This is a genomic window from Enterobacter cloacae complex sp. P24RS, from assembly GCF_014982165.1.
GTDB lineage: Bacteria > Pseudomonadota > Gammaproteobacteria > Enterobacterales > Enterobacteriaceae > Enterobacter > Enterobacter quasihormaechei.
The window spans coordinates 83,858-108,211 of the sequence record NZ_JADCKU010000015.1 but is presented as its reverse complement, the minus strand read 5'-3'; the positions used below and the strand labels follow the sequence as shown (position 1 = coordinate 108,211).

Sequence of the window (24,354 nt, the reverse complement as noted above, 5' to 3'; positions counted from 1 at the left end):
GAGCATATGGATGGATGGCAGCGCGCCTTTGTCCTGCATAGTCGTCCCTGGAGCGAAACCAGCCTGATGCTGGACGTCTTCACGGAAGAGTCCGGTCGCGTGCGCCTTGTTGCTAAAGGCGCACGTTCCAAACGTTCTAATCTCAAAGGTTCCTTACAGCCTTTTACCCCGCTGCTGGTTCGCTTTGGCGGGCGAGGGGAAGTCAAAACCCTGCGCAGTGCTGAAGCCGTTTCCCTCGCGCTTCCTCTTTCTGGCATCACGCTCTACAGCGGTTTGTACGTCAACGAACTCATCTCACGGGTGCTTGAACATGAGACCCGCTTCTCTGAACTTTTCTTCGATTACCTGCACTGTATTCAGTCGCTCGCTGGCGCAACCGGCACCCCTGAGCCTACGCTGCGTCGTTTCGAGCTGGCGCTGCTCGGACATCTTGGATACGGCGTCGATTTTCTGCACTGTGCGGGGAGTGGGGACGAGGTAGAAGATACCATGACCTATCGCTATCGTGAGGAAAAGGGCTTTATTGCCAGCGTCGTCGTTGATAACAGCACCTTTACCGGACGCCAGCTCAGAGCACTGTATGAACGCGAGTTCCCGGACGCTGACACCCTGCGCGCCGCAAAACGCTTTACCCGAATTGCGCTCAAGCCGTATCTTGGTGGCAAGCCCTTAAAGAGCCGCGAATTATTCAGGCAGTTTATGCCGAAACGTTAGACCACAGCATCAGAAAGAAAACCGAGGATTGTCATGGCTGAATTACTGTTAGGCGTCAACATCGACCACATTGCCACCCTGCGCAACGCGCGCGGCACCGCGTATCCGGATCCGGTTCAGGCGGCATTTATCGCTGAACAGGCTGGGGCGGACGGCATTACCGTCCACCTGCGTGAAGATCGTCGCCACATCACCGATCGCGATGTGCGCATCCTGCGCCAGACGCTGGATACCCGCATGAACCTGGAGATGGCGGTAACGGAAGAGATGCTGACGATTGCCTGCGATACGAAGCCGCACTTCTGCTGTCTGGTGCCGGAAAAGCGTCAGGAAGTGACGACCGAAGGCGGTCTGGACGTGGCGGGGCAGCTCGACAAAATGCGCGACGCCTGCAAACGCCTGGCGGATGCCGGTATCCAGGTTTCCCTGTTTATCGACGCCGATTTCACCCAGATTAAAGCCGCGGCCGACGCGGGCGCGCCGTATATTGAAATTCACACCGGCTGCTATGCTGATGCTGAAAATGACGCTGAACAGGCTAAAGAGCTGGAGCGTATTGCCAAAGCGGCAACCTACGCGGCCAGTCTGGGCCTGAAGGTTAACGCCGGACACGGCCTGACCTATCACAACGTGAAGGCCATCGCCGCCCTGCCGGAAATGCACGAGCTGAACATCGGCCACGCGATTATTGGCCGGGCGGTAATGAGCGGCCTGAAAGAGGCGGTTTCAGAGATGAAGCGCCTGATGCTGGAAGCGCGTCAGTAATGGCCATTCTGGGCTTAGGCACCGATATCGTTGAAATAGCCCGCATCGAAGCGGTGATCGCCCGCAGCGGCGATCGCCTGGCAAGACGCGTGCTGAGCGATAACGAATGGGCCATCTGGGAGGCGCATCAACAGCCGGTGCGCTTTCTGGCAAAGCGTTTTGCGGTAAAAGAGGCGGCGGCGAAAGCGTTCGGCACGGGCATTCGTAACGGCCTGGCGTTTAACCAGTTTGAAGTCTTTAACGATGAGCTGGGTAAACCACGTCTGCGCTTATGGGGCGAGGCGCTTAAGCTGGCGGAAACGCTGGGCGTGGCGCACATGCACGTAACGCTGGCAGATGAACGCCACTATGCCTGTGCAACGGTAATTATCGAGAGTTAAATTTTGTCCGCATGGTGCATCAGGACAAACTTATCCCACAGCTGTTCTTCGTTCTCGACGTGTGCCGGATCTTTTAAGATCGTATTGGGGATTGGGCACACCTTCTGGCAGGTCGGCGTTTCATAGTGGCCGATGCACTCGGTGCAGCGGTCGCTGTTAATCTCATAAATGCTGTCGCCCATCGAAATCGCCTGGTTAGGGCATTCGGGTTCGCACATATCGCAGTTGATGCATTTTTTAGTGATTAACAGCGCCATCGGGAAATTCTCAGAAACATCACAAACAGGGCGGGCATTATACGCGCATTTTGTGCTCAGACCAGTTTTTTTACCAGCTCTTCGCTGTGACGAATTCGCTCTGGTGCACGCTCCAGATCCTGCTGAACCAGCGCCATAAACAGCAGATCCGTCAGCATCATTTGCGCACTCGTTGAGGAAATAGCCGCGCTGCGAGTGGCCTGTTCCTCGGCAATGGTATACAGACAGCGCGTTGCCCGCTGCTGGAGCGCATTGGGGCTAAAGCCGGTAATGGCCAAAATTTTCCCCCCTACGCGCAGGGCCTCGTCGGTGGCCATATTTATCTCGCGGCGCTCGCCGGAATAGGAGATGGCCAGCAGCACATCGTCAGGATCCATCGCCTGAACGGTTGCCAGCAGCGCGTGCATATCCTGCTCAACGATGGCGTTATAGCCGATTTTGGTTAGCTTCCAGCCAAAGTTACGCGCCACCAGCCCGGATGCCCCAATTCCGGTCAACACAATGCGCCGCGCGTCGCGAAGCATGGCGACGCTTTCCAGCAGCTTCTCTTCGGTGTTCACGTCCAGCGTGGCATGCATTGCCGCCACGTTCTCCTTAATCAGCTTTTCACCGACCAGACGCATCGGATCGTCGCCGCGGATCTGGTTATGCACCGGCATAGACTGCGGGTTAGGGTTGCTCACCAGCGCTTCGCTGATGGCCAACTTCAGCGCCGGAAAGCCCTTAAACCCAATCTTCTGGGCAAACTTCACCACGCTTGACTGGCTCACTCCGGCTTCGCCCGCCAGCTGCTGCGAGCTAAGGTGCCGCGCGCGATCGGGCTGAGAGAGTAAAAAATCCGCGAGCTTTTTGTCACTCTGGGCAAAGCCTGCGTAGCGCTGACGAATGCGAATTAAACAGTTCATACGATCTCCTGGCGAAAATGTGATTGCCTGCGCAAATACGGATTTTGCTCGCCTGAATGAATTTTATATTCCATTATAGTGCGTTTATTATGAATTAAAAATTCCAGAGGTACATAACATGAATCTAGGCTCTCTTGTTTCTGAAACGCGTAACCCGCAAACCATGGATCTTGACGCGCTCTCCACGCTTGAGTTGGTAAACCGCTTTAATCAACAGGATACCCTCGTCGCGCTGGCAGTCAAAGAGACATTGCCTGAGGTAGCAAAAGCCGTGGACGCCGCTGCCGACGCGCTGAAAGCCGGAGGACGCATTATTTATATGGGGGCGGGAACCAGCGGACGCCTCGGTGTGCTGGATGCTTCTGAGTGTCCGCCGACCTTTGGCGTTCCGCACGGCCTGGTTGTGGGCCTGATTGCCGGCGGCCCTGGCGCGCTGCTGAAAGCGGTGGAAGGAGCAGAAGATAATAAACAGCTTGGGGAAGATGACCTCAGGACGCTGAACCTGACCGCGCAGGATCTGGTGGTCGGGCTGGCGGCATCCGGGCGTACGCCGTACGTCATTGGCGGGCTGGAATATGCCCGGAAGATCGGGTGCACCACGGTCGCCATCTCCTGTAACCCCGGCTCGCCGATAGCGCAGGTAGCGGACATTGCCATCTCGCCTGTCGTTGGGCCCGAGGCGTTAACCGGCTCGACGCGACTGAAGTCGGGTACCGCGCAGAAGCTGGTGCTCAATATGATCTCCACCGGCGCGATGGTGAAATTCGGCAAGGTCTACCAAAACCTGATGGTGGACATGCAGGCGACCAACGTCAAGCTGGTGGACAGAGCGTGCCGCATGGTGATGGAAGCGACGGGCGCCGCGCGTGATGAGGCGGAAAGGGTGCTTCAGCAGACCGATCACGACGTCAAACCGGCCATTCTGATGATATTAACCGGGCTGGATGCAGCCGCGGCCAGAGCCAGACTCGATGCCCATCACGGGTTTTTACGGGCGGCATTAGAACACGAATAAGAGGCGTGTATGGACAAAACAGCAGCGCTCGCCAGCGACATCCTGCTCGGGATCGGTGGGGAAAACAATATTCAGCGTCTGGAAAACTGCATGACGCGCGTGCGCGTCGAGGTGCATAACGACGACAAGCTCGATGTCATGCGCCTGAAGCAGCTTCCCGGCGTGAGCGGGTACGTTAAGCAGGGGCAACAGCATCAGCTGATTGTCGGCCCGGGCAAAGCGGCGCAGGTGGTTGACGCCATGCGCGCTCTGATGACGGGCGGGGAAACGGTTCACGCCGTTGACGACGCGGAGCGCACCAAAGCGCAGGCGAAAGCCAGGTATAAAGCCCCTATGAGCGACGCGCTGCGCCAGCTGGCCAACGTCTTTATTCCGCTGATCCCGGCGTTTATCGCGTCGGGGTTGATCACCGGGATTATCAATATCCTTAAGCGTCCGGATATTGTCGGGGATTTTGCCACGCAGTATCCGAACCTGCTGGGCATTCTCGCCATTTTCGGCAGCGCGGTGTTTGCCATCATGAACATTCTGGTGGGGGTGAATACCGCCAAAGTGTTCGGCGGCTCGCTGGCGATGGGCGGCGTGATGGCCGGGATCCTCTCCAGCCCGCAGCTGGCGCAAATTACGCTGTTTGGCGAGGCGCTTCAGCCTGGCCGAGGTGGGGTGATTGCCGTGCTGCTGGTGGTGATCCTGATGTGCTGGATCGAGAAAAAGCTGCGCGCGGTACTGCCCGGCTCGATTGAGCTGATCCTCAATCCATTGCTGACCACGCTGATTACCGGGAGCGTGGCGATTGTGGCTCTGCAACCGCTGGGCGGCTGGATCTCGGAAGCCATCGCCCACGGCGCGTCACTGGCTATCGATCGCGGCGGGTTGCTGGTAGGCGCCGTGCTGTCCGGAACCTTCCTGCCGTTAGTCCTGACCGGTCTGCATCAGGGGATGGTGCCGATTCACGTCGAACTGGTACAGGCGCACGGCTATAACGCGCTGCTGCCGATCCTGTCGATGGCGGGCGTTGGGCAGGTCGGTGCGGCCATCGCGATACTGATGAAAACCCGCAACGCACGTCTGAAAAAGGTCATTAAAGGGGCGCTGCCGGTCGGGTTACTCGGTATCGGCGAGCCGCTAATTTTCGGCGTTACGCTGCCGCTGGGTAAACCGTTCCTGGCCGCCTGCCTCGGCGGTGCGGTGGGTGGGGCGCTGATCAGCTACTGGAAAGTGGCGACCGTTATCACCTTTGGGATCTCCGGTTTACCGCTGGCATTAACCATCGTGACCGGAAAAGTCATGCTCTATCTGTTAGGCTATCTGGTAGCGGTGATCGCCGGGTTCCTGTTTACCTGGCTGTTAGGATTCAACGACCCAGAGGAGTAAGGTTTGGCCAATCACGAGCGTCGCGTTGTTTTTTTCGATCTGGATGGAACGCTGCACCAGCAGGATATGTTCGGCACGTTTATGCGCTACCTGCTGCGGCGCCAGCCCCTTAACGCGCTGCTGGTATTGCCCCTGTTACCCATTATTGGCATCGCGCTGCTGGTAAAAGGCCGTGCAGCGCGCTGGCCGATGAGCCTGCTGCTCTGGGGATGTACGTTTGGTCATAGCGAAGCGCGTCTTAAGCAGCTTGAGCGGGATTTTGCCCACTGGTTTCGCGGGCACGTGGCCGCGTTTCCCGTGGTACAGGCGCGCCTCACCAGCTACCTCGACGCCAACGACGCCGATATCTGGCTGATTACCGGCTCCCCGCAGACGCTGGTGGAGCAGGTCTATTTTGATACGCCCTGGCTGCCGCGCGTGAATCTTATCGCCACGCAAATCTCACGCGGCTACGGCGGCTGGGTCCTGACGATGCGCTGCCTGGGGCATGAAAAAGTGGTCCAGCTGGAAAAACGCATCGGCACGCCGCTGCGTCTGTACAGCGGCTACAGCGACAGCAAGCAGGACAACCCGCTGCTCTATTTTTGCCAGCACCGCTGGCGCGTCACGCCTCTGGGTGAACTTCAGCAACTCGAATAGTCTTATCTATAAGGGCTGTGTATAATGCCGCCCGCTTTTCGACTGGAGTATCAGCCCTTGTCCAACCCTGAACACAATCATGAATACTGGATGCGCCACGCGCTGGCGCTGGCTCAGCGCGCCTGGGAAGAGGGCGAAGTGCCCGTGGGCGCGGTGCTGGTTCATAACAATCAGGTGATTGGCGAAGGGTGGAACCGTCCTATTGGCCGCCACGATCCTACCGCGCATGCTGAAATCATGGCGCTTCGTCAGGGCGGACTGGTGCTGCAAAACTATCGTCTGCTTGATACCACACTCTACGTCACCCTTGAACCGTGCGTGATGTGCTCCGGAGCAATGGTGCACAGCCGAATCGGCACGCTGGTATTTGGCGCGCGAGATGAAAAGACGGGCGCTGCCGGCTCGCTGATGGACGTGCTTGGGCATCCGGGGATGAACCACCAGGTGAAAACTATCGGTGGGGTACTTGCACCAGAATGTTCGGGTCTGTTAAGTGACTTTTTTCGAATGCGTCGGCAGCAGAAAAAGCAACAAAAGGCAGAATTGAAGCCTCAGGGTGATTAAGCTCGTCCGGTGCAACCACCGGATAGCTTTCAGCCAGCTGTTGTGCCTCGGTTGCCTCTTTTTCTTTCTCCAGCAAATACCCCACCAGGCTTATCTGATATTTACGAATATTCTCCACGTAGGCATACGCTTCATGCCCGCGCGCATAGCCGTACGTCAGCTTTTTATACCACTGTTTCTGGCTAAGCAGCGGGAGGCGCTGTTTTACATCAGACCAGCTGTCCGGATTACCTTTTGTTTTCGCCGTCAGCGCGCGCGCGTCGAGCATATGCGCATAGCCCATGTTATAGGCGGCCAGCGCAAACCAGATCCGCTCCCCTTCCGGGACCGTCTCCGGCACTTTTGCCATCATATCCTGTAAATACTGCGCGCCGCCGCTGATGCTCTGTTCCGCATCGGTCCGGTCGCTGATGCCGAGGCTCTGGGCGGTATTTTTGGTCAGCATCATCAACCCGCGCACGCCCGTCGGGGAGGTGGCCTGAGCATCCCAGTGTGATTCCTGGTAAGAAATCGCCGCCAGCAGCTTCCAGTCAATTTCCTGTGCGTATTTCTCAAACAGCGGTTGCAGCTCCGGCAGCACGCTGTCCACGGCGCGCAGGAAGGTGCGGGTGTCCACGTAATCAAAATCGTCACCGTGACCGAGATATTTCTCTTCCAGACGCGCCAGGGTGCCGTCTTCATTGATGGAATTAAAGAAATCGAGCATGGCCGCAGAAACGGTCTGATCGTCGTCTAGCGGGGTAAACCAGGTCACCGGCTGTTCGTCGGTCACATCCAGCGCCACGGCGATTTCAGGATGAACGCGCTGGAAAAGGCTGATCGCTACCGAATCAGCAATGGTATAGGCCAGCTTTTTATCCTTTACCTGCTCCAGCAATGCGTTGGTGCCCAGTTTCGGGTCAACCTTCCAGCTGAGGTTTGGGTATTTTTTCTCTTTTAATTCCCGCAGATCGTCAATCACCACGTGGCCGGGGGCGATGGTTAACTGCTGTTCGGTGATGTCGGCCAGCGAGCGCGGGCGCAGGCTACCCACACGATAAACCACCTGCTGCGACACGGAGTAATAGGTTGGGCCCGGCTGATAGTTTTTGCTCCGCTCGGTGTTGTACACCAGTCCGGCGGCAAGGATATCGGCGCGGTTATGATCCAGGTCGTCAAAGAGCTGGTTAATGTTTTGTCGCACGGTGACCTTCAGCTTCACGCCCAGATAGTCTGCAAATAGCTGTGCGAGTTCGTAATCAAGCCCAATGGTTTTACCGTTGATATCGTCATAAATAAGCGGGGAAGAGAGGGTACTGACGCGCAGCTCCCCCCGCTCCTGAATGGCGGCGATACGGTTCTCGGCTTTGCCGAACCAAGGGATAGAAGGCCAGAGGGCCACTGCCAGCAGCAACGTAACAATGCCGATGAGCAGATAATTAATCTTTAATTTTTTCAATTAGTTAATTCTCTGCGACGCCGGATGCCTCAGTGTGCTGTAGCCATGTTATGAATAGGGTTTGCCATTGATTGAGCGGCATTTTGCGCAAAGTAGCGCCAGTTGGCAACCAATTAGAGAGACAGGTCACATCTATTGTTAAACATAATGGATGATTTTATTTCGACGCAAACGGTTTCGTCGGCGCTCAGGATTCTCTATAATGACGCCCGTTTTCCCCCCCTTGCGCACACTGTAAGCGCCCCGGCGCTTCGAAGACGAGAGACTTATGATGGAAATTCTGCGTGGTTCGCCTGCACTGTCTGCCTTCCGTATTAACAAACTGCTGGCACGTTTTCAGGCGGCCGACCTTCCGGTAAGCAATATTTACGCTGAGTATGTCCATTTTGCTGACCTGAATGCCCCTCTGAATGCAGAGGAGCGCGTACAGCTGGAACGCCTGCTTAAATATGGCCCAAGCCTGAGCAGCCATACGCCGACCGGCAAACTGATCCTTGCCACGCCACGTCCGGGCACCATCTCCCCCTGGTCTTCCAAAGCAACGGATATCGCCCACAACTGCGGCCTGAGCCAGATTAACCGTCTGGAGCGCGGCGTAGCGTACTATGTGGAAGCGTCCACCCTGAGCGACGCGCAGTGGCAGGCCGTTGCGGCGGAGCTGCACGACCGCATGATGGAGAGCGTGTTTGCCTCTCTGGATGAGGCGCAGAAGCTGTTCTCCCACCATCAGCCTGCGCCGGTACAGAGCGTAGACCTGCTGGGGCAGGGACGTCAGGCGCTGATCGACGCAAACCTGCGTCTGGGTCTGGCACTCGCAGAAGATGAAATTGACTACCTTCAGGATGCATTCGTTAAGCTGAACCGCAACCCGAACGACATCGAACTGTATATGTTCGCGCAGGCCAACTCTGAGCACTGCCGCCACAAGATTTTCAACGCCGACTGGATTATCGACGGCGAACAGCAGCCGAAGTCGCTGTTCAAAATGATCAAAAACACCATGGAGCAAACCCCTGACCACGTGCTGTCTGCCTATAAGGACAACGCCGCGGTAATGGAAGGTTCCGAGGTGGGCCGCTTCTTCGCCGACCGCGAGGCAGGGCGCTATGACTTCCATCAGGAGCCTGCGCATATCCTGATGAAAGTGGAAACCCACAACCACCCGACGGCAATCTCGCCGTGGCCGGGTGCGGCGACCGGTTCCGGCGGTGAAATCCGTGACGAAGGTGCAACGGGTCGCGGCGCTAAACCAAAAGCGGGTCTGGTCGGTTTCTCCGTTTCCAACCTGCGTATCCCGGGCTTTGAACAGCCGTGGGAAGAAGATTTCGGCAAGCCAGAGCGCATCGTGACCGCGCTGGATATCATGACCGAAGGCCCGCTGGGCGGCGCGGCGTTCAACAACGAATTTGGTCGTCCGGCGCTGAACGGCTACTTCCGTACCTATGAAGAGAAAGTGGACAGCCACAACGGCGAAGAGCTGCGCGGCTACCACAAACCGATCATGCTGGCGGGCGGGATCGGCAACATTCGCGCCGATCACGTACAGAAAGGCGAGATCGTCGTCGGCGCGAAGCTGATCGTGCTCGGCGGTCCGGCCATGAACATCGGTCTGGGCGGTGGTGCAGCCTCGTCTATGGCTTCCGGCCAGTCTGATGCGGATCTCGATTTCGCCTCCGTGCAGCGCGACAACCCGGAGATGGAGCGTCGCTGTCAGGAAGTCATCGACCGCTGCTGGCAGCTCGGTGACGCCAACCCGATTCTGTTCATCCACGACGTGGGCGCGGGCGGCCTGTCCAACGCCATGCCGGAGCTGGTGAGCGACGGGGGTCGCGGCGGCCGTTTCAACCTGCGCGACATCCTGAGCGACGAGCCGGGCATGAGCCCGCTGGAAATCTGGTGTAACGAATCCCAGGAGCGCTACGTGCTGGCGGTGGCCGCCGATCAGCTGCCGCTGTTTGACGAGCTGTGCCGCCGCGAGCGCGCGCCGTATGCCGTCATCGGTGAAGCGACCGAAGAGCAGCACCTCTCCTTGAGCGATACCCACTTTGACAACCAGCCGATCGATCTGCCGCTGGACGTGCTGCTCGGCAAAACGCCGAAGATGACCCGCGACGTCACCACCCGCAAAGCGGCGGGCAAAGCGCTGGACCGCCAGGGCATTACCGTTGCGGACGCGGTGAATCGCGTACTGCACCTCCCGGCCGTGGCAGAGAAAACCTTCCTGGTCACCATCGGCGACCGTACCGTAACCGGTATGGTATCCCGCGATCAGATGGTTGGCCCGTGGCAGATCCCGGTCGCTAACTGCGCCGTGACCACCGCGAGCCTCGACAGCTACTACGGCGAAGCGATGGCGCTGGGCGAACGTACGCCGGTGGCGCTGCTGGACTTCGCCGCCTCTGCGCGACTGGCCGTTGGTGAAGCACTGACCAACATTGCCGCCACGCAGATTGGCGACATCAAACGCATCAAGCTTTCCGCAAACTGGATGGCCGCTGCCGGACATCCTGGCGAAGATGCAGGCCTGTACGAAGCGGTGAAAGCGGTGGGCGAAGAGCTGTGTCCTGCGCTCGGCCTGACCATTCCGGTGGGTAAAGACTCCATGTCGATGAAAACCCGCTGGCAGGAGGGTAACGAGCAGCGCGAGATGACCTCTCCGCTGTCGCTGGTGATCACCGCGTTTGCCCGCGTAGAAGACGTACGCCATACCGTTACGCCGCAGCTGGCGACCGAAGATAACGCCCTGCTGCTGATTGACCTCGGCAAAGGCCATAACGCACTGGGCGCAACCGCGCTGGCGCAGGTTTACCGTCAGCTCGGCGATAAGCCAGCCGACGTGCGTGACGTCGCCCAGCTAAAAGGCTTCTACGACGCGATCCAGGCGCTGGTGGCACAGCGCAAGCTGCTGGCCTACCACGACCGCTCCGACGGTGGCCTGCTGGTCACCCTGGCAGAGATGGCCTTCACCGGCCACTGCGGCGTGGAAGCGAACATTGGCGCTCTTGGCGAAGACCGCCTGGCAGCGCTGTTTAACGAAGAGCTGGGCGCGGTGATTCAGGTCCGCGCCGCAGACCGCGAGGCGGTGGAAGCTCTCCTTGCGAAGCACGGTCTGGCAGACTGCGTGCACTACCTGGGTAAAGCAGTGCAGGGTGACCGCTTCGTGATTGAAGCCGACGGCCACGCGGTGTTCAGCGAAAGCCGTACCACGCTGCGTATGTGGTGGGCGGAAACCACCTGGCAGATGCAGCGCCTGCGCGACAACCCGGAATGCGCCGATCAGGAACATAACGCGAAGGCCAATGACCAGGATCCAGGCCTGAACGTGAAGCTCTCCTTCGACATCAACGAAGACATTGCCGCGCCGTACATTGCCACCGGCGCACGTCCGAAAGTGGCCGTGCTGCGCGAGCAGGGCGTTAACTCCCACGTTGAGATGGCGGCTGCCTTCCACCGGGCGGGCTTCGACGCCATTGATGTTCACATGAGCGACCTGCTGGCGGGACGTACCGGGCTGGATGATTTCCAGGCGCTGGTGGCCTGCGGCGGTTTCTCCTACGGCGACGTGCTGGGCGCGGGCGAAGGCTGGGCGAAGTCCATCCTGTTCAACAGCCGCGTGCGTGACGAGTTCGAGACCTTCTTCCACCGTCCGCAGACGCTGGCGCTGGGCGTCTGTAACGGCTGTCAGATGATGTCTAACCTGCGCGAGCTGATCCCGGGAAGTGAAGCCTGGCCGCGCTTTGTGCGCAACCAGTCTGACCGCTTCGAAGCGCGCTTTAGCCTGGTAGAGGTGACTCAGAGCCCGTCTCTGCTGTTGCAGGGGATGGTGGGGTCTCAGATGCCAATCGCGGTGTCGCACGGTGAAGGTCAGGTTGAAGTGCGCGATGCGGCGCATCTGGCTCAGCTTGAAAGCAAAGGGCTGGTGGCGCTGCGCTTCGTTGATAACTTCGGCAAGGTTACTGAAACCTATCCGGCTAACCCGAACGGTTCGGCAAATGGTATCACTGCGGTCACCAGCGAAAGCGGTCGCGTAACGATCATGATGCCGCACCCGGAGCGAGTCTTCCGTACCGTGAGCAACTCCTGGCACCCGGACAACTGGGGCGAGGACAGCCCGTGGATGCGCATTTTCCGCAACGCGCGTAAACAGTTGGGTTAAGGTTTAGCGTACTACCTGTAGGCCCGGTGAGCGTGAGCGCCACCGGGCTTTTTTGTACCTGTCGCAAAATCGCGACAATCCTCCGGTTTGAGTGTCTCCAAAAGGAGACATTTAACTTATTGATTTATATATGGCATGACAGGTTCCCGTTAAGGTGTTGCTTAATAGCGACACTTAGCCTGGAAATCATTCACGCCGCTTTCAATACACTTATGTAATAAAATCTTTTGTAATCATAAAGATAATCGATTGTTTTGCATTCTGGCACGCGAGTTGCATTACAGTAGTCAGTGGCTCATTCACCTTCTTATGTCAGCCCCTTCGGGACGTGCTACATAAACTTCGAATGACGCACAAAAAGGTGCCTGCCGTCCAACTACTGATTATTGCAATGCTTTATCAGGCCAGGGCGAAACGTCGAGTTAGGCACCGCCTTATTCCATGACAAAGCCGGGTTTTTACCCGGCTTTGTTGTATCTGAAGGGCAGACTCAGTTACGCTCTCCTCAAACCCGGATGAAGAGAGTAATGTGTTGAAACGCTGGCCCGCTTTCCCTCGCTCCCTGCGACAGCTCGTTATGATGGCCTTCCTGCTGATCCTGCTACCTTTGCTGGTTCTGGCCTGGCAGGCCTGGCAAAGCCTGAACGCGTTAAGTGCCCAGGCGGCGCTGACTAACCGCACCACGCTTATTGATGCCCGCCGTAGCGAGGCGATGACCAACGCCGCGCTGGAGATGGAGCGTAGCTATCGCCAGTACTGCGTGCTGGACGACCGCACGCTGGAAAGGGTGTATCAGAATCAGCGTAAACGCTACAGCGAAATGCTGGACGCCCATGCCGGGGTGCTGCCGGATGATAAACTCTATCAGGCGCTGCGTCAGGATCTGAACGATTTGGCGCAGCTCCAGTGCAAAAACAGTGGTCCTGATGCCGCCGCCGCTGCACGGCTTGAAGCCTTCGCGAATGCCAACACGGAGATGGTTCAGTCCACCCGTACGGTAATCTTTTCCCGCGGGCAGCAGCTCCAGCAGGAGATTGCCGAGCGCGGCCAGTTCTTTGGCTGGCAGGCGCTGGTGCTGTTTCTGGTCAGCCTGGGTCTGGTGCTGCTCTTTACCCGCATGATCATCGGCCCCGTGAAGGGGATCCAGCGGATGATTAACCGCCTGGGAGAGGGCAAATCCCTCGGGGATACCGTCGTTTTTAAAGGCCCGCGCGAGCTGCGTTCGGTCGGCCAGCGCATTATCTGGCTTTCAGAGCGTCTGGCGTGGCTGGAATCCCAGCGTCACCAGTTTCTGCGCCATATCTCACACGAACTCAAAACCCCCCTGGCCAGCATGCGTGAAGGCACAGAGCTGCTGGCCGACGAAGTGGCGGGGCCGTTAACGCCTGAGCAAAAAGAGATCGTGGCGATCCTGGATGCCAGCAGCCGCAATTTACAGAAACTTATCGAACAATTGCTGGACTATAACCGCAAGCTGGCGGATGGTGCTGTGGTGCTCGAGAGCGTTGAAATTGAACCGCTGGTGGATATGGTTATCTCCGCCCATAGCCTGCCAGCAAGAGCTAAAATGATGCATACCCAGGTGGATCTCAATGCGCCAGCCTGTCTTGCAGAACCGATGCTGTTAATGAGCGTGCTGGATAATCTTTATTCCAATGCGGTGCACTATGGTACTGAATCCGGTACCATTTATATCAGAAGCAATAACAACGGTTCGCGGGTATTTATTGACGTAGCGAATACGGGAAGCCCGATTCCGGATGATGAAAAAACGATGATCTTTGAACCCTTCTTCCAGGGGAGTCATCAGCGAAAAGGTGCGGTAAAAGGAAGTGGTCTGGGGCTGAGTATTGCCCGCGACTGCATACGACGCATGCAGGGTGAGCTTAACATCGTGAGTGATGAACGCGCCGATGTCTGTTTTCGTATCGAACTGCCTCTTGAGCCGGAAAAATCAATGAAATGAATAACAACCTGGTGAGTATGTCACACGTCTTTTATCGCGCACTGCGCGCGGTGTTTTCCAGCAAAAATGTGCGCCTGAGCCTGCCCTGCCTGCTGCTGGCAGGCTGTGTCACCCATGCACCAAAAAGTGCAATTAGCCACAAACAGGAAGATAAATGGCCGCAAAAACAGCTGGCCGACTTCCTTTCAACACGTTGCGATGATATCTGGAGCCTGTCGGGGCACGATGTCGAATCCAACCCGCTGTTCTGGCTGCGGGGAATAGACTGCGCCCAGCGTCTGGCCCCCGCCGAGGCCCGTGCACAGGCGGCGATGCTGGTGGAAGACACCTGGCAGGACGCGTTTAAACGTGGGATCGTAATGGCCGATGCCAGAATCACCCCCGTCGAACGCCGCGCCAATGTTACGCGGCTTGATACTTACGTAATCAATATTCCCTCGCAGGTGCGCCCGGTCTATCAGCTCTGGCGGGACGGACAAACCCTGCAATTACAGCTGTCTGAAGAGCGTTTCCGCTACAGCAAATTGCAGCAGTCGAGCGACAGCGAGCTTGATGCGCTGCGCCAGCAGCAGGAGTCGCTGCGCCAGCAGCTTGATACCACCACGCGCAAGCTTGAGAATCTGACCGATATCGAGAGACAGCTCTCGACACGTAAGCCGGCAGGCAGCTATCTGCCCGACGGGTCGAAAGGCAACTCTGCCACGACGCCAGACGGTGAGACGCCGAAACAAGAGGATGTGAAGCCATGACAAGCCGTAAACCTGCTCATCTGTTACTGGTGGATGACGATCCCGGTTTATTAAAGCTGTTAGGAATGCGTCTGGTCAGCGAAGGCTACAGCGTGGTCACCGCTGAAAGCGGGCAGGAGGGGCTGAAAGTGCTCAGCCGTGAGAAAATCGATCTGGTGATCAGCGATTTACGCATGGATGAAATGGACGGCCTGCAACTGTTCGCGGAGATCCAGAAGCAGCAGCCCGGGATGCCGGTGATTATCCTCACCGCACACGGATCCATTCCGGATGCGGTGGCCGCGACGCAGCAGGGCGTGTTCAGCTTCCTCACCAAACCGGTGGACAAAGACGCCCTCTACAAAGCGATCGACAGCGCCCTTGAGCACGCGGCGCCCTCTGGCGACGACGCCTGGCGTGAATCGATCGTAACGCGAAGCCCGGTTATGCTGCGCCTGCTGGAACAGGCGCGGATGGTGGCGCAATCAGACGTTAGCGTGTTGATCAACGGCCAGAGCGGGACCGGGAAAGAGATCCTCGCCCAGGCGATCCACAACGCCAGCCCGCGCAGTAAAAATGCTTTTATTGCCATTAACTGTGGCGCGTTGCCGGAACAGCTGCTTGAGTCTGAGCTCTTTGGTCACGCCCGCGGCGCCTTTACCGGCGCGGTGAGCAGCCGTGAAGGGCTATTCCAGGCGGCTGAGGGCGGCACGCTGTTTCTCGATGAAATTGGCGATATGCCCGCGCCGTTGCAGGTCAAACTGCTGCGCGTGTTGCAGGAGCGAAAAGTGCGTCCGCTCGGCAGCAACCGCGATATCGACATCAACGTGCGTATTATTTCCGCCACCCACCGTGATTTACCCAAGGCGATGGCGCGCAATGAGTTCCGCGAAGATCTCTACTACCGACTGAATGTCGTCAACCTGAAAATTCCGGCGCTGGCCGAGCGGGCGGAAGATATTCCGCTGCTGGCAAACCATCTTTTGCGCCAGGCCGCAGACCGCCACAAACCGTTTGTGCGCGCGTTCTCCACCGATGCGATGAAGCGCCTGATGACGGCAAGCTGGCCGGGCAACGTGCGTCAGCTGGTGAACGTGATTGAGCAGTGCGTGGCGCTGACCTCATCGCCCGTGATCAGCGATGCGCTGGTGGAGCAGGCGCTGGAAGGGGAAAACACGGCCTTACCGACGTTTGCGGAAGCGCGGAATCAGTTCGAGCTTAACTATCTGCGCAAGCTGCTGCAAATCACCAAAGGCAACGTGACCCACGCGGCGCGCATGGCCGGGCGTAACCGTACCGAGTTCTATAAACTCCTCTCACGCCACGAGCTGGAAGCGAACGATTTTAAAGAGTAATACCGCAAAATCCGCCTGAATATGATACTGTGAGCAACCGATTACGAGGCAGCTTACAGGCAAGAGTTTAAGGACCGACCATGAAAAAAATTGATGCGATTATTAAACCTTTCAAACTGGATGATGTACGTGAAGCGCTGGCTGAAGTGGGCATCACCGGGATGACCGTAACTGAAGTGAAAGGTTTTGGTCGTCAGAAGGGCCACACCGAGCTGTACCGTGGCGCAGAGTACATGGTGGACTTTCTGCCGAAGGTGAAAATCGAGATCGTGGTGAGCGATGACATCGTCGATACCTGTGTGGATACCATTATCCGTACGGCACAGACCGGCAAAATTGGCGACGGAAAAATCTTCGTCTTTGACGTGGCGCGCGTGATCCGTATCCGTACCGGCGAAGAAGACGACGCGGCGATTTAACACGCTTGCCGGGTGGCGCTGCGCTTACCCGGCCTGCAAAACCCTTCGCAGGCCCGTACAAGCGAAGCGCCGCCGGGCGATTACAGCACCTTATGCGGGCCGAAGCATTCGTAATGAATGTTGTCCTTGTCCACACCCAGGTCTACCAGCTGCTTCGCGGCATACTGCATAAACGCCACCGGTCCGCAAACGTAGAACTGCATTCCCGGTGCGCTGAACGCCCCTTCATGCTGCCCTAAATTCATCAGCCCTTCGCTGTCAAAACGTGCCGCTGCGCGGTCGGCTTCCGTTGGCAAACGGTACCAGGTATGCGCGGTAAAGTGCGGCAGACTGGCCGCCAGCGTTTTCACTTCATCCGCGAAGGCGTGGACATCACCGTTTTCGGCCGCGTGGAACCAGTTGACCTGCGCGCTGTGGCTGGATTTTGCCAGTGTATCCAGCATCGCCAGCATTGGCGTTTGGCCCACGCCCGCGGAGATCAGCGTCACCGGCGTGCCGGGTTCCACCGCCATAAAGAAGTCACCCGCCGGCGCGGCCAGATGAACGATATCGCCCACGTTAGCGACGTTATGCAGCCAGGTCGATACCTGACCGCCTTCCTCACGTTTAACCGCAATGCGATAGCCTTTGCCGTTTGGCTTGCGGGTCAGGGAGTACTGGCGGATCTCCTGATGCGGGAAGCCTTCCGGCTTCAGCCAGACGCCCAGATACTGCCCAGGCTGATAATCCGCCACTGGCTGCCCGTCAACCGGCTCAAATTCAAAACTGGTGATAAGCGCGCTGCGCGGGGTTTTCTCAACGATACGGAAGGCACGAGTGCCTTCCCAGCCGCCGCTCTTGCTGGCGTTTTCGCTGTAGATCTGCGCTTCACGGTTGATAAACACGTTTGCCAGCACGCCGTAGGCTTTACCCCACGCGTCCAGCACCTCCTGGCCCGGGCTGAACATTTCGTCCAGCGTGGCCAGCAGGTGGCTGCCGACGATGTTGTACTGTTCAGGTTTGATCTGGAAGCTGGTGTGCTTCTGGGCAATTTTTTCCACCGCAGGCAGAAGAGCCGGCAGGTTTTCGATGTTGCTGGCATAGGCGGCGATAGCGTTAAACAGCGCTTCACGCTGATCGCCGTTACGCTGGTTGCTCATGTTAAAAATTTCTTTGAGCTCCGGGTTATGCGCGAACATGCGATCGTAGAAATGGGCGGTCAGCTTAGGACCCGTTTCAACCAGCAAGGGGATCGTGGCCTTCACGGTAGCGATGGTTTGAGCGTCGAGCATAGCAGCTTCCTTCTGATGTTACTTTAATGATGTATTTTAAATGCATCTTATAAAAATACCCATGCAATGTAAATGGTTCTTTGCATCGTGAAAAATATGCATCACAAAGCTGAAAAGAAATCCGTTGAAAATGGCGAGAGCTTTATCGCTCAAACCCTTGCGTGGCGTGAAGGTAAACGTTTGCGTAAAATCGTTTGTCAAGACCTGTTATCGCAGAACTATTCAGTTATACTGTTGCCCGTCGTCCAACAGGACTGCCTTTTCAGGCCAAAAATTTACTTGTTAGCTGAGTCAGGAGATGCGGATGTTAAAGCGTGAAATGAACATTGCCGATTATGATGCCGAACTGTGGCAGGCTATGGAGCAGGAAAAAGTACGTCAGGAAGAGCACATCGAACTGATCGCCTCCGAAAACTACACCAGTCCGCGCGTTATGCAGGCGCAGGGCTCTCAGCTGACCAACAAATACGCTGAAGGTTACCCGGGCAAGCGCTACTACGGCGGCTGCGAGTACGTTGATATCGTTGAGCAGCTGGCAATTGACCGTGCGAAAGCACTCTTTGGCGCTGACTACGCAAACGTCCAGCCGCACTCTGGCTCTCAGGCTAACTTCGCTGTTTACACCGCGCTGTTGCAGCCGGGCGATACCGTTCTGGGTATGAACCTGGCACAGGGCGGCCACCTGACTCACGGCTCCCCGGTTAACTTCTCCGGTAAACTGTACAACATCATTCCTTACGGTATTGATGAGTCCGGTAAAATTGACTACGAAGACATGGCGAAGCAGGCTAAAGAGCACAAGCCGAAGATGATCATCGGTGGTTTCTCTGCTTACTCCGGCATCGTTGACTGGGCCAAAATGCGTGAAATCGCAGACAGCATCGGCGCGTACCTGTTTGTCGACATGGCGCACGTTGCCGGCCTGATTGCCGCAGGCGTTTATCCGAACCCGGTTCCACACGCTCACGTTGTGACCACCACCACCCATAAAACCCTGGCGGGTCCACGCGGTGGCCTGATCCTGGCGAAAGGCGGTGACGAAGAGCTGTACAAAAAGCTGAACTCTGCCGTGTTCCCAAGCGCGCAGGGCGGCCCGCTGATGCACGTTATCGCGGCAAAAGCGGTGGCGCTGAAAGAAGCGATGGAGCCAGAGTTCAAGGTGTATCAGCAGCAGGTTGCTAAGAACGCTAAAGCGATGGTGGAAGTGTTCCTGAACCGTGGCTACAAAGTGGTTTCTGGCGGGACGGAAAACCACCTATTCCTGCTCGACCTGGTTGATAAGAACCTGACCGGTAAAGAAGCTGACGCTGCCCTGGGCCGCGCCAACATCACCGTGAACAAAAACAGCGTGCCAAACGATCCGAAGAGCCCGTTCGTGACTTCCGGTATCCGTATCGGTTCTCCAGCAGTGACGCGTCGCGGCTTTAAAGAAGCGGAAGTGAAAGAGCTGGCGGGCTGGATGTGTGACGTTCTGGACAACATCAATGACGATGCGGTTATCGAGCGCGTTAAGGGTAAAGTTCTGGAAATCTGCGCACGCTTCCCGGTGTACGCTTAATCCTCTGCGTTGCAGAACTGAAAAAGGCCGCTTATGCGGCCTTTTTTGTGGGCTAACGTCGGTCGAGGGAGATGGCCCCCGGCCCTGTAATCGCCAGCAAAATAAAGGCGCCCGCGATACTCACATTTTTGTAGAAGTTAATCATATTGGGCAGGACCGTATCCCCGGTCATATCCCAGTAGTGATGACCAATTACTGCGGTCCCCAGCGTATAGAAGACAAAGATGACCGCGAGAGGGCGGGTGAAAAAGCCAAGCACAATCAGTATCGCGGCGGGAATCTCCATCACGACGGCAATAATGGCCGCCAGCATGGGCATGGGCGCACCGAGCGACGTCATATACTGAACGGTGCCGCTAAACCCCGTCAGCTTTGGATAACCGAAAATAATAAACAGAACCACGATGGCAATGCGGGCAATTAAAAGCAGGAGCGAACGGGAGGAGCCGAAATCAAAATAACGTAAGCTGTTCATGGCAAACGACCTCTTCAGGCGATGTCCTTTAAACGTAATACAGTTTTACCGCTCTCGCCATACGCCGACCGGCTGTGCATGATGTTAATTTTTCGTAAATTTATAGCGCGCTAACGACTTGCTAAAGTACAGGATAAACGCCAGACTATCGCCTCCATTTCGGGAGGGATTCATGGTCTTGCATTCCACGCGCTGGCTGGCGCTCAGCTATTTCACCTATTTCTTTAGCTACGGTATTTTTTTGCCTTTCTGGAGCGTCTGGCTCAAGGGAATTGGTCTGACGCCTGAAACCATCGGTATCCTGCTGGGCGCAGGGCTGGTGGCGCGTTTTCTCGGTAGCCTGCTGATTGCCCCTCGCGTCAGCGATCCCTCCTTACTGATTAAAGCGGTGCGCATTCTGGCCCTGCTGACGCTGATCTTCGCGGCCTGTTTCTGGGTCAGCCACCAGTTTGCCTGGCTGATGGTGGTGATGGTTGGCTTTAACCTGTTCTTCTCCCCGCTGGTGCCGCTGACGGATGCGCTGGCGAACACCTGGCAAAAGCAGATCACCATGGACTATGGCCGCGTGCGCCTGTGGGGATCGATTGCCTTCGTCATCGGCTCTGCGCTGGTGGGCAAACTGGTCAGCCTCTACGATTACCGCGCGATCCTGGCATTGCTGAGTATCGGGATCGCCTCCATGCTTCTGGGGATGCTGCTGCGCCCGTCGGTGATGCCGCAAGGGGAAAGCCGTCATCAGGAAAGCGCGGGCTGGCCCGCCTGGCGAAGCCTGGTGGCGCAAAGCTGGCGTTTTCTGGCCTGCGTGTGCCTGCTTCAGGGCGCGCATGCGGCCTATTACGGCTTCAGCGCCATCTACTGGCAGGGCGCGGGATATTCCGCCTCCGCCGTCGGCTATTTATGGTCGCTTGGCGTAGTGGCTGAAGTGATTATCTTTGCGCTCAGCAAAAAACTGTTCAGCCGTTTCGGTGCGCGGGATCTGCTGCTGCTCTCCGCCGTCTGCGGCGTGGCGCGCTGGGGCATCATGGGCTGGACGACGGAGCTGCCGTGGCTGATTGTGGCGCAAATTCTGCACTGCGGAACCTTTACCGTGTGCCATCTGGCGGCGATGCGCTACATCGCGGCGCGAGAGGGCGGGGACGTTATTCGTCTCCAGGCGGTCTATTCAGCGGTGGCGATGGGGGGCAGTATCGCCGTGATGACGGTCTTCGCCGGTTTCCTCTATCAGCATCTCGGGCACGGGGTGTTCTGGGTGATGGCGCTGGTGGCCTTACCGGCCATCGTCATCCGCCCGAAGGTGGCTGCTCGCGCGTGACTATGATTCGAGCATAACGCGAATATGTTCCTGCTGCTGCGAATTCAGGGTCTCAACGGCATGAATGAGCGGCGGCGAGAACAGCGGCAGGGCGGTTGGATAGGGAGTAATGACCAGCGCTGCCTCGCGAGGAGCGCCCTCTTTCTTAAACGCTTCCAGGCTGAGATATCGAATATTGAGCGGCAGCAGCGTCAGTTCGCGAAGCTGCTGCTCAATCAGTTCCTCACAGGCTTTATCTTCCCCCGTTAACAGCACCACCTGTTTTTCATGCAGATCGGTTTCCTGCATCAGCCAGGCACCGAAAATCACCGCCACCAGAGCCCTCTCTTCACCTGAGAATCGCAGGCCAAATTCGGCTTCCAGCTCAGACAGCACCTCTTTGGTGGTGCGCAGCAGCCGGGGGTAAAGGCGGTGGATCTCTTCCGGAAGGCTGTTGTCGATGCCAATGTCAAATAAGGAGCGGTCCAGCGCCTGAGCCAGATGAACATAAAGCTGATCGGTCAGCCCTTGCTCATCGCTGAAGTTCATTCCTGTTTGCGCCCGGAAACGGGCAATCATACGCACGATGGCGCGACGCAGGCGCTGATCCTGCTGATGTTTATCCAGCACCGGATCGGGTGTGCGGAGCATCATAAACAGCAGCGCCAGAAACAGCTGTTCATCGCCGTGTGTGCCCTGTGGAACGCGCCGTTTCCAGTGGCGAACAATTTCCTGCGCCGTAAAGTACTCCCCTCTGGACTGCGTCCAGCTGCGCTGAACGGGAGAAAACTGTGGCGTATTGCCCAGATGATGCTGAATCAGACAGTATTGCAGATAGAGCTGTAAAAACTGCACGTCGCGGGCCTCAAACTCGCGCTGAAGCTTGCGCGAACAAAAGCTGATAAGCGCCCGAAGATTCGCATCGTCATAAAGAGGACGGGCGATACCGTGCTGTTTAAGCGCGGTTTTTAAGGCAGGGGTAAACTGTTGCGAGACAAAATGCGGACACAGCCGGAGCGCCCTGCGCAGCCAGTGCAGCAGGCACAAGCGCTGGTTCAGGGCAGAACCCTCAATTCGGTAGCAGCCATCAAGGTGCGTGACGATATCAAGCCGATGATAGCGCTGGATTTCATCGCGCGTCTCGGCTATATCTTGCCGTGCCAGGGCGTCGTCCACGCCGTTGGCAGCGATTATGCTCTGTGCGGTGACGGCAGCATCGGGCAGGTAAAGCATCAAAAGCACCTGGCAGCGGCGCTGCGAACTGGAAAGCACAGATGGAATTTCAAGTGTCGTCATCATCTGTCGGGTATCCAGTGTGAATGTTTGATAAGAATAGCTAAAGGATGGGCGCTGAAAAGCGCGCCGGCAGGCCTTTCACTCAGGATTGCTGGCGAACATCACAGAATTTTTGACGTGAGGAACAGATGCAAATAGTTAAACAAAGCGCGGTAGCGTTATTTTTGGCGGTTTTCACTTTCGCCGCCGGCGCCCATCCTCACAGTTTTATCAGCCTGAAAACCGAGCTGGTGACGGACGGCACGCAGCTCAGCGGCCTGAAAATGCGCTGGACGATGGATGAAATCACCTCCGCCGATCTGCTGTACGATGCCGGAAACGCAAAGCCCGGCGACGAAATCTGGAAAAAGCTGGCGGCAGAAGTGATGGCCAACGTGCTGGGTCAGCACTACTTCACCGAGTTCTGGCACAACGGACAAAAGGTGAAGTTTCTTAATCGTCCCACGGAGTACGGCATGACCCGCGACGGTCATCAGGCGGTGCTGACGTTTATCCTTCCGCTGGCGCACCCTCAGCCGCTGGCAGGGCAGAAGTACACGTTCTCCACGTTTGATCCAACCTACTACGTCGATATGCATTACGCCCAGGACAGCGACGTGCAGCTGCCGGAAAATTTGCAAAAAATCTGCAAAATTGCGGTGCACACGCCGACGCCCAGCGAAGAGACGCTGAATTTTGCCGTTTCCCTTGATAAAGAAGATGCGCCCCCAGAAGACATGGAATTAGGAAAACAGTTTGCGCAGGAGGTGACGTTGCAATGTCAGTGATCTCCTCTCCCGTCAGCAAGCCGCGTCGCTGGCTGCACCTCTGGCCTCTGGCGCTCTTTTTACTGTTAGCCGTCTGCGGCGCGCTCTGGCTGTGGCAGGCCTGGCCGCAGGTGATGATAAAAAGCATTATCTGGCAGCGTGAAGTCAATCAGCAGATGAGCGGGCTGCTGAAAGCGGTGGCGGAGAACCCGACCAAAGCGGGCGGTTCTCTTCTGGCGTTCAGCTTTATCTATGGCGTGCTGCACGCGCTGGGGCCGGGGCACGGCAAAATCGTCATCACCACCTGGCTTGCCACCCATCCGTCGAAGCTGAAATCAAGTATTGGCCTGACGCTGGCGTCCTCTTTACTTCAGGGCGTTGTGGCGATTGCGCTCGTGGTGATAGTCCTTTCGCTGTTGCAGCTGCCGGCCCGTCAGCTGCATATGAGCAGCTTCTGGCTGGAGAAGGGGAGTTACGCGCTGGTGGGCGTGCTGGGGCTGATCCTCTGCTGGCGGGCGCTGAAAAAGCTGCGCGCGCTGCTGCAAAAACCGAAATTCAAAGCCTTTACGCCGCATCACGTTCACCATGAAAACTGCGGATGTGGGCATCAGCATCTGCCGACGCAGGCGCAATTACAGAGCGGCGACGACTGGCGCGCGCGCCTGATGATTGTGCTCTCTATGGGGATGCGCCCGTGCTCGGGAGCGATCATGGTGCTGTTGTTCAGCAAAGTGATTGGGGTATTTGGCTGGGGTATGCTCTCGGCGCTGGCGATGGCGGCGGGAACATCTCTGACTATCTCTTCGTTAGCGTTGCTGGTGCACAGCTTCCGTCAGCTCGCGGTAAAACTCAGCGGCAATAAAACGCCGGTGCTGTGGCGACAGGTTGGCTGGACGACGCTTGCGCTGGCGGGCGGGTTGATTCTGCTGGTGGCTGCGGTCACGATGTGGATGAGCGCGGTGCCGGTGGGAAAGGGGCTGCGGCCTTTTTAGCCGTACCTGAGGGATTTGTAGGCCCGGTAAGCGTAGCGCCACCGGGCTTA

General features: G+C 57.3%; 22 protein-coding genes. 16 read left to right on the top strand and 6 right to left on the bottom strand.

Annotated elements, in window-relative coordinates:
* The first annotated feature begins 6 nt into the window (after positions 1–6).
* From recO to acpS, 3 genes are read left to right on the top strand one after another with little or no spacing between them, the layout of a single operon-like run.
* Complete coding sequence (recO, locus tag INF58_RS16280) at positions 7–714, top strand: DNA repair protein RecO (protein WP_193528104.1); 708 nt, start codon at positions 7–9, stop codon at positions 712–714.
* Between the two features lie 33 nt (positions 715–747).
* Positions 748–1,479: a pyridoxine 5'-phosphate synthase gene (gene pdxJ, locus INF58_RS16275; protein WP_193528103.1), complete on the top strand. Its 732-nt coding sequence runs from the start codon at positions 748–750 to the stop codon at positions 1,477–1,479.
* A complete protein-coding gene (gene acpS, locus INF58_RS16270) occupies positions 1,479–1,859 on the top strand; it encodes a holo-ACP synthase (protein WP_063867967.1) in 381 nt (126 codons plus the stop codon). Before pdxJ ends, acpS begins: the two co-directional genes overlap by 1 nt.
* Here acpS and INF58_RS16265 read toward each other — a convergent pair.
* Together INF58_RS16265 and INF58_RS16260 are read right to left on the bottom strand one after the other, a co-directional pair.
* On the bottom strand, positions 1,856–2,116 hold the full coding sequence (locus INF58_RS16265; protein ID WP_023300734.1) for a YfhL family 4Fe-4S dicluster ferredoxin: 261 nt from the start codon (positions 2,114–2,116) through the stop codon (positions 1,856–1,858). The two genes, acpS and INF58_RS16265, sit on opposite strands and share 4 nt — an antisense overlap.
* A 56-nt stretch (positions 2,117–2,172) precedes the next feature.
* The gene (locus tag INF58_RS16260) at positions 2,173–3,021 is read right to left on the bottom strand and encodes a MurR/RpiR family transcriptional regulator (protein ID WP_063450540.1); all 849 of its coding nucleotides are present in this window, start codon (positions 3,019–3,021) and stop codon (positions 2,173–2,175) included.
* A gap of 118 nt (positions 3,022–3,139) precedes the next feature.
* On the opposite strand from INF58_RS16260, the gene murQ reads away from it, so the two are divergent.
* Genes murQ through tadA form a run of 4 tightly spaced genes read left to right on the top strand, consistent with a single transcriptional unit; the run spans position 3,140 to position 6,613 of the window.
* Entirely contained in the window at positions 3,140–4,036 is an 897-nt protein-coding gene (murQ, locus tag INF58_RS16255; protein WP_193528102.1) for an N-acetylmuramic acid 6-phosphate etherase, read from the top strand.
* 9 nt (positions 4,037–4,045) lie between these two features.
* Complete coding sequence (locus INF58_RS16250; RefSeq protein ID WP_193528101.1) at positions 4,046–5,410, top strand: PTS transporter subunit EIIC; 1,365 nt, start codon at positions 4,046–4,048, stop codon at positions 5,408–5,410.
* A gap of 3 nt (positions 5,411–5,413) precedes the next feature.
* Complete coding sequence (gene yfhb, locus INF58_RS16245) at positions 5,414–6,049, top strand: phosphatidylglycerophosphatase C (RefSeq protein ID WP_193528100.1); 636 nt, start codon at positions 5,414–5,416, stop codon at positions 6,047–6,049.
* 24 nt (positions 6,050–6,073) lie between these two features.
* On the top strand, positions 6,074–6,613 hold the full coding sequence (gene tadA, locus INF58_RS16240; RefSeq protein WP_022651606.1) for a tRNA adenosine(34) deaminase TadA: 540 nt from the start codon (positions 6,074–6,076) through the stop codon (positions 6,611–6,613).
* Here tadA and mltF read toward each other — a convergent pair.
* On the bottom strand, positions 6,501–8,051 hold the full coding sequence (mltF, locus tag INF58_RS16235; RefSeq protein WP_193528099.1) for a membrane-bound lytic murein transglycosylase MltF: 1,551 nt from the start codon (positions 8,049–8,051) through the stop codon (positions 6,501–6,503). The genes tadA and mltF overlap by 113 nt on opposite strands.
* A gap of 268 nt (positions 8,052–8,319) precedes the next feature.
* Here mltF and purL point away from each other — a divergent pair, with 268 nt between their 5' ends.
* The 5 genes from purL (at position 8,320) to glnB (ending at position 16,675) form a co-directional block, all read left to right on the top strand.
* Positions 8,320–12,207 (top strand): phosphoribosylformylglycinamidine synthase, encoded by a 3,888-nt coding sequence (gene purL, locus INF58_RS16230; protein ID WP_193528098.1) that lies wholly within the window; start codon positions 8,320–8,322, stop codon positions 12,205–12,207.
* A gap of 532 nt (positions 12,208–12,739) precedes the next feature.
* Positions 12,740–14,173: a two component system sensor histidine kinase QseE/GlrK gene (gene qseE, locus INF58_RS16225; protein ID WP_107535613.1), complete on the top strand. Its 1,434-nt coding sequence runs from the start codon at positions 12,740–12,742 to the stop codon at positions 14,171–14,173.
* Positions 14,170–14,922, top strand: coding sequence for a two-component system QseEF-associated lipoprotein QseG (qseG, locus tag INF58_RS16220; protein WP_193528097.1), 753 nt, complete (start codon positions 14,170–14,172; stop codon positions 14,920–14,922). The genes qseE and qseG overlap by 4 nt, the downstream gene beginning before the upstream one ends.
* On the top strand, positions 14,919–16,256 hold the full coding sequence (gene glrR, locus INF58_RS16215) for a two-component system response regulator GlrR (protein ID WP_063450531.1): 1,338 nt from the start codon (positions 14,919–14,921) through the stop codon (positions 16,254–16,256). Before qseG ends, glrR begins: the two co-directional genes overlap by 4 nt.
* A gap of 80 nt (positions 16,257–16,336) precedes the next feature.
* Positions 16,337–16,675 carry a nitrogen regulatory protein P-II gene (gene glnB / locus INF58_RS16210; RefSeq protein WP_003860685.1) on the top strand — a complete coding sequence of 113 codons (339 nt, stop codon included), beginning with the start codon at positions 16,337–16,339 and terminating at the stop codon, positions 16,673–16,675.
* Between the two features lie 80 nt (positions 16,676–16,755).
* On the opposite strand, the gene hmpA is transcribed toward glnB, so the two are convergent.
* Positions 16,756–17,946, bottom strand: coding sequence for an NO-inducible flavohemoprotein (gene hmpA, locus INF58_RS16205; RefSeq protein ID WP_063867981.1), 1,191 nt, complete (start codon positions 17,944–17,946; stop codon positions 16,756–16,758).
* A gap of 304 nt (positions 17,947–18,250) precedes the next feature.
* Between hmpA and glyA the strand changes: the two genes are divergently transcribed.
* Positions 18,251–19,504 (top strand): serine hydroxymethyltransferase, encoded by a 1,254-nt coding sequence (gene glyA / locus INF58_RS16200; protein WP_063450529.1) that lies wholly within the window; start codon positions 18,251–18,253, stop codon positions 19,502–19,504.
* A 52-nt stretch (positions 19,505–19,556) separates the two neighbouring features.
* On the opposite strand, the gene INF58_RS16195 is transcribed toward glyA, so the two are convergent.
* On the bottom strand, positions 19,557–19,979 hold the full coding sequence (locus INF58_RS16195; RefSeq protein WP_193528096.1) for a DoxX family protein: 423 nt from the start codon (positions 19,977–19,979) through the stop codon (positions 19,557–19,559).
* A gap of 172 nt (positions 19,980–20,151) precedes the next feature.
* On the opposite strand from INF58_RS16195, the gene INF58_RS16190 reads away from it, so the two are divergent.
* Positions 20,152–21,291 (top strand): 3-phenylpropionate MFS transporter, encoded by a 1,140-nt coding sequence (locus tag INF58_RS16190; protein WP_193528095.1) that lies wholly within the window; start codon positions 20,152–20,154, stop codon positions 21,289–21,291.
* On the opposite strand, the gene csiE is transcribed toward INF58_RS16190, so the two are convergent.
* The gene (gene csiE, locus INF58_RS16185; protein WP_193528094.1) at positions 21,292–22,569 is read right to left on the bottom strand and encodes a stationary phase inducible protein CsiE; all 1,278 of its coding nucleotides are present in this window, start codon (positions 22,567–22,569) and stop codon (positions 21,292–21,294) included.
* A gap of 125 nt (positions 22,570–22,694) precedes the next feature.
* On the opposite strand from csiE, the gene INF58_RS16180 reads away from it, so the two are divergent.
* Together INF58_RS16180 and INF58_RS16175 are read left to right on the top strand one after the other, a co-directional pair.
* Positions 22,695–23,333, top strand: a complete 639-nt coding sequence (locus INF58_RS16180; RefSeq protein ID WP_193036729.1) for a DUF1007 family protein — start codon at positions 22,695–22,697, stop codon at positions 23,331–23,333.
* Positions 23,324–24,304: a nickel/cobalt transporter gene (locus INF58_RS16175; protein WP_193528093.1), complete on the top strand. Its 981-nt coding sequence runs from the start codon at positions 23,324–23,326 to the stop codon at positions 24,302–24,304. The genes INF58_RS16180 and INF58_RS16175 overlap by 10 nt, the downstream gene beginning before the upstream one ends.
* Positions 24,305–24,354: the final 50 nt, after the last annotated feature.

Bases quoted from the DNA above. Each gene is read 5' to 3' on its own strand.
- recO (WP_193528104.1), top strand. From the start codon at position 7: ATGGATGGATGGCAGCGCGCCTTTGTCCTGCATAGTCGTCCCTGGAGC.
- pdxJ (WP_193528103.1), top strand. From the start codon at position 748: ATGGCTGAATTACTGTTAGGCGTCAACATCGACCACATTGCCACCCTG.
- acpS (WP_063867967.1), top strand. From the start codon at position 1,479: ATGGCCATTCTGGGCTTAGGCACCGATATCGTTGAAATAGCCCGCATC.
- INF58_RS16265 (WP_023300734.1), bottom strand. From the start codon at position 2,116: ATGGCGCTGTTAATCACTAAAAAATGCATCAACTGCGATATGTGCGAA.
- INF58_RS16260 (WP_063450540.1), bottom strand. From the start codon at position 3,021: ATGAACTGTTTAATTCGCATTCGTCAGCGCTACGCAGGCTTTGCCCAG.
- murQ (WP_193528102.1), top strand. From the start codon at position 3,140: ATGAATCTAGGCTCTCTTGTTTCTGAAACGCGTAACCCGCAAACCATG.
- INF58_RS16250 (WP_193528101.1), top strand. From the start codon at position 4,046: ATGGACAAAACAGCAGCGCTCGCCAGCGACATCCTGCTCGGGATCGGT.
- tadA (WP_022651606.1), top strand. From the start codon at position 6,074: ATGCCGCCCGCTTTTCGACTGGAGTATCAGCCCTTGTCCAACCCTGAA.
- purL (WP_193528098.1), top strand. From the start codon at position 8,320: ATGATGGAAATTCTGCGTGGTTCGCCTGCACTGTCTGCCTTCCGTATT.
- qseG (WP_193528097.1), top strand. From the start codon at position 14,170: ATGAATAACAACCTGGTGAGTATGTCACACGTCTTTTATCGCGCACTG.
- glrR (WP_063450531.1), top strand. From the start codon at position 14,919: ATGACAAGCCGTAAACCTGCTCATCTGTTACTGGTGGATGACGATCCC.
- glnB (WP_003860685.1), top strand. From the start codon at position 16,337: ATGAAAAAAATTGATGCGATTATTAAACCTTTCAAACTGGATGATGTA.
- hmpA (WP_063867981.1), bottom strand. From the start codon at position 17,946: ATGCTCGACGCTCAAACCATCGCTACCGTGAAGGCCACGATCCCCTTG.
- glyA (WP_063450529.1), top strand. From the start codon at position 18,251: ATGTTAAAGCGTGAAATGAACATTGCCGATTATGATGCCGAACTGTGG.
- INF58_RS16195 (WP_193528096.1), bottom strand. From the start codon at position 19,979: ATGAACAGCTTACGTTATTTTGATTTCGGCTCCTCCCGTTCGCTCCTG.
- INF58_RS16190 (WP_193528095.1), top strand. From the start codon at position 20,152: ATGGTCTTGCATTCCACGCGCTGGCTGGCGCTCAGCTATTTCACCTAT.
- csiE (WP_193528094.1), bottom strand. From the start codon at position 22,569: ATGATGACGACACTTGAAATTCCATCTGTGCTTTCCAGTTCGCAGCGC.
- INF58_RS16180 (WP_193036729.1), top strand. From the start codon at position 22,695: ATGCAAATAGTTAAACAAAGCGCGGTAGCGTTATTTTTGGCGGTTTTC.
- INF58_RS16175 (WP_193528093.1), top strand. From the start codon at position 23,324: ATGTCAGTGATCTCCTCTCCCGTCAGCAAGCCGCGTCGCTGGCTGCAC.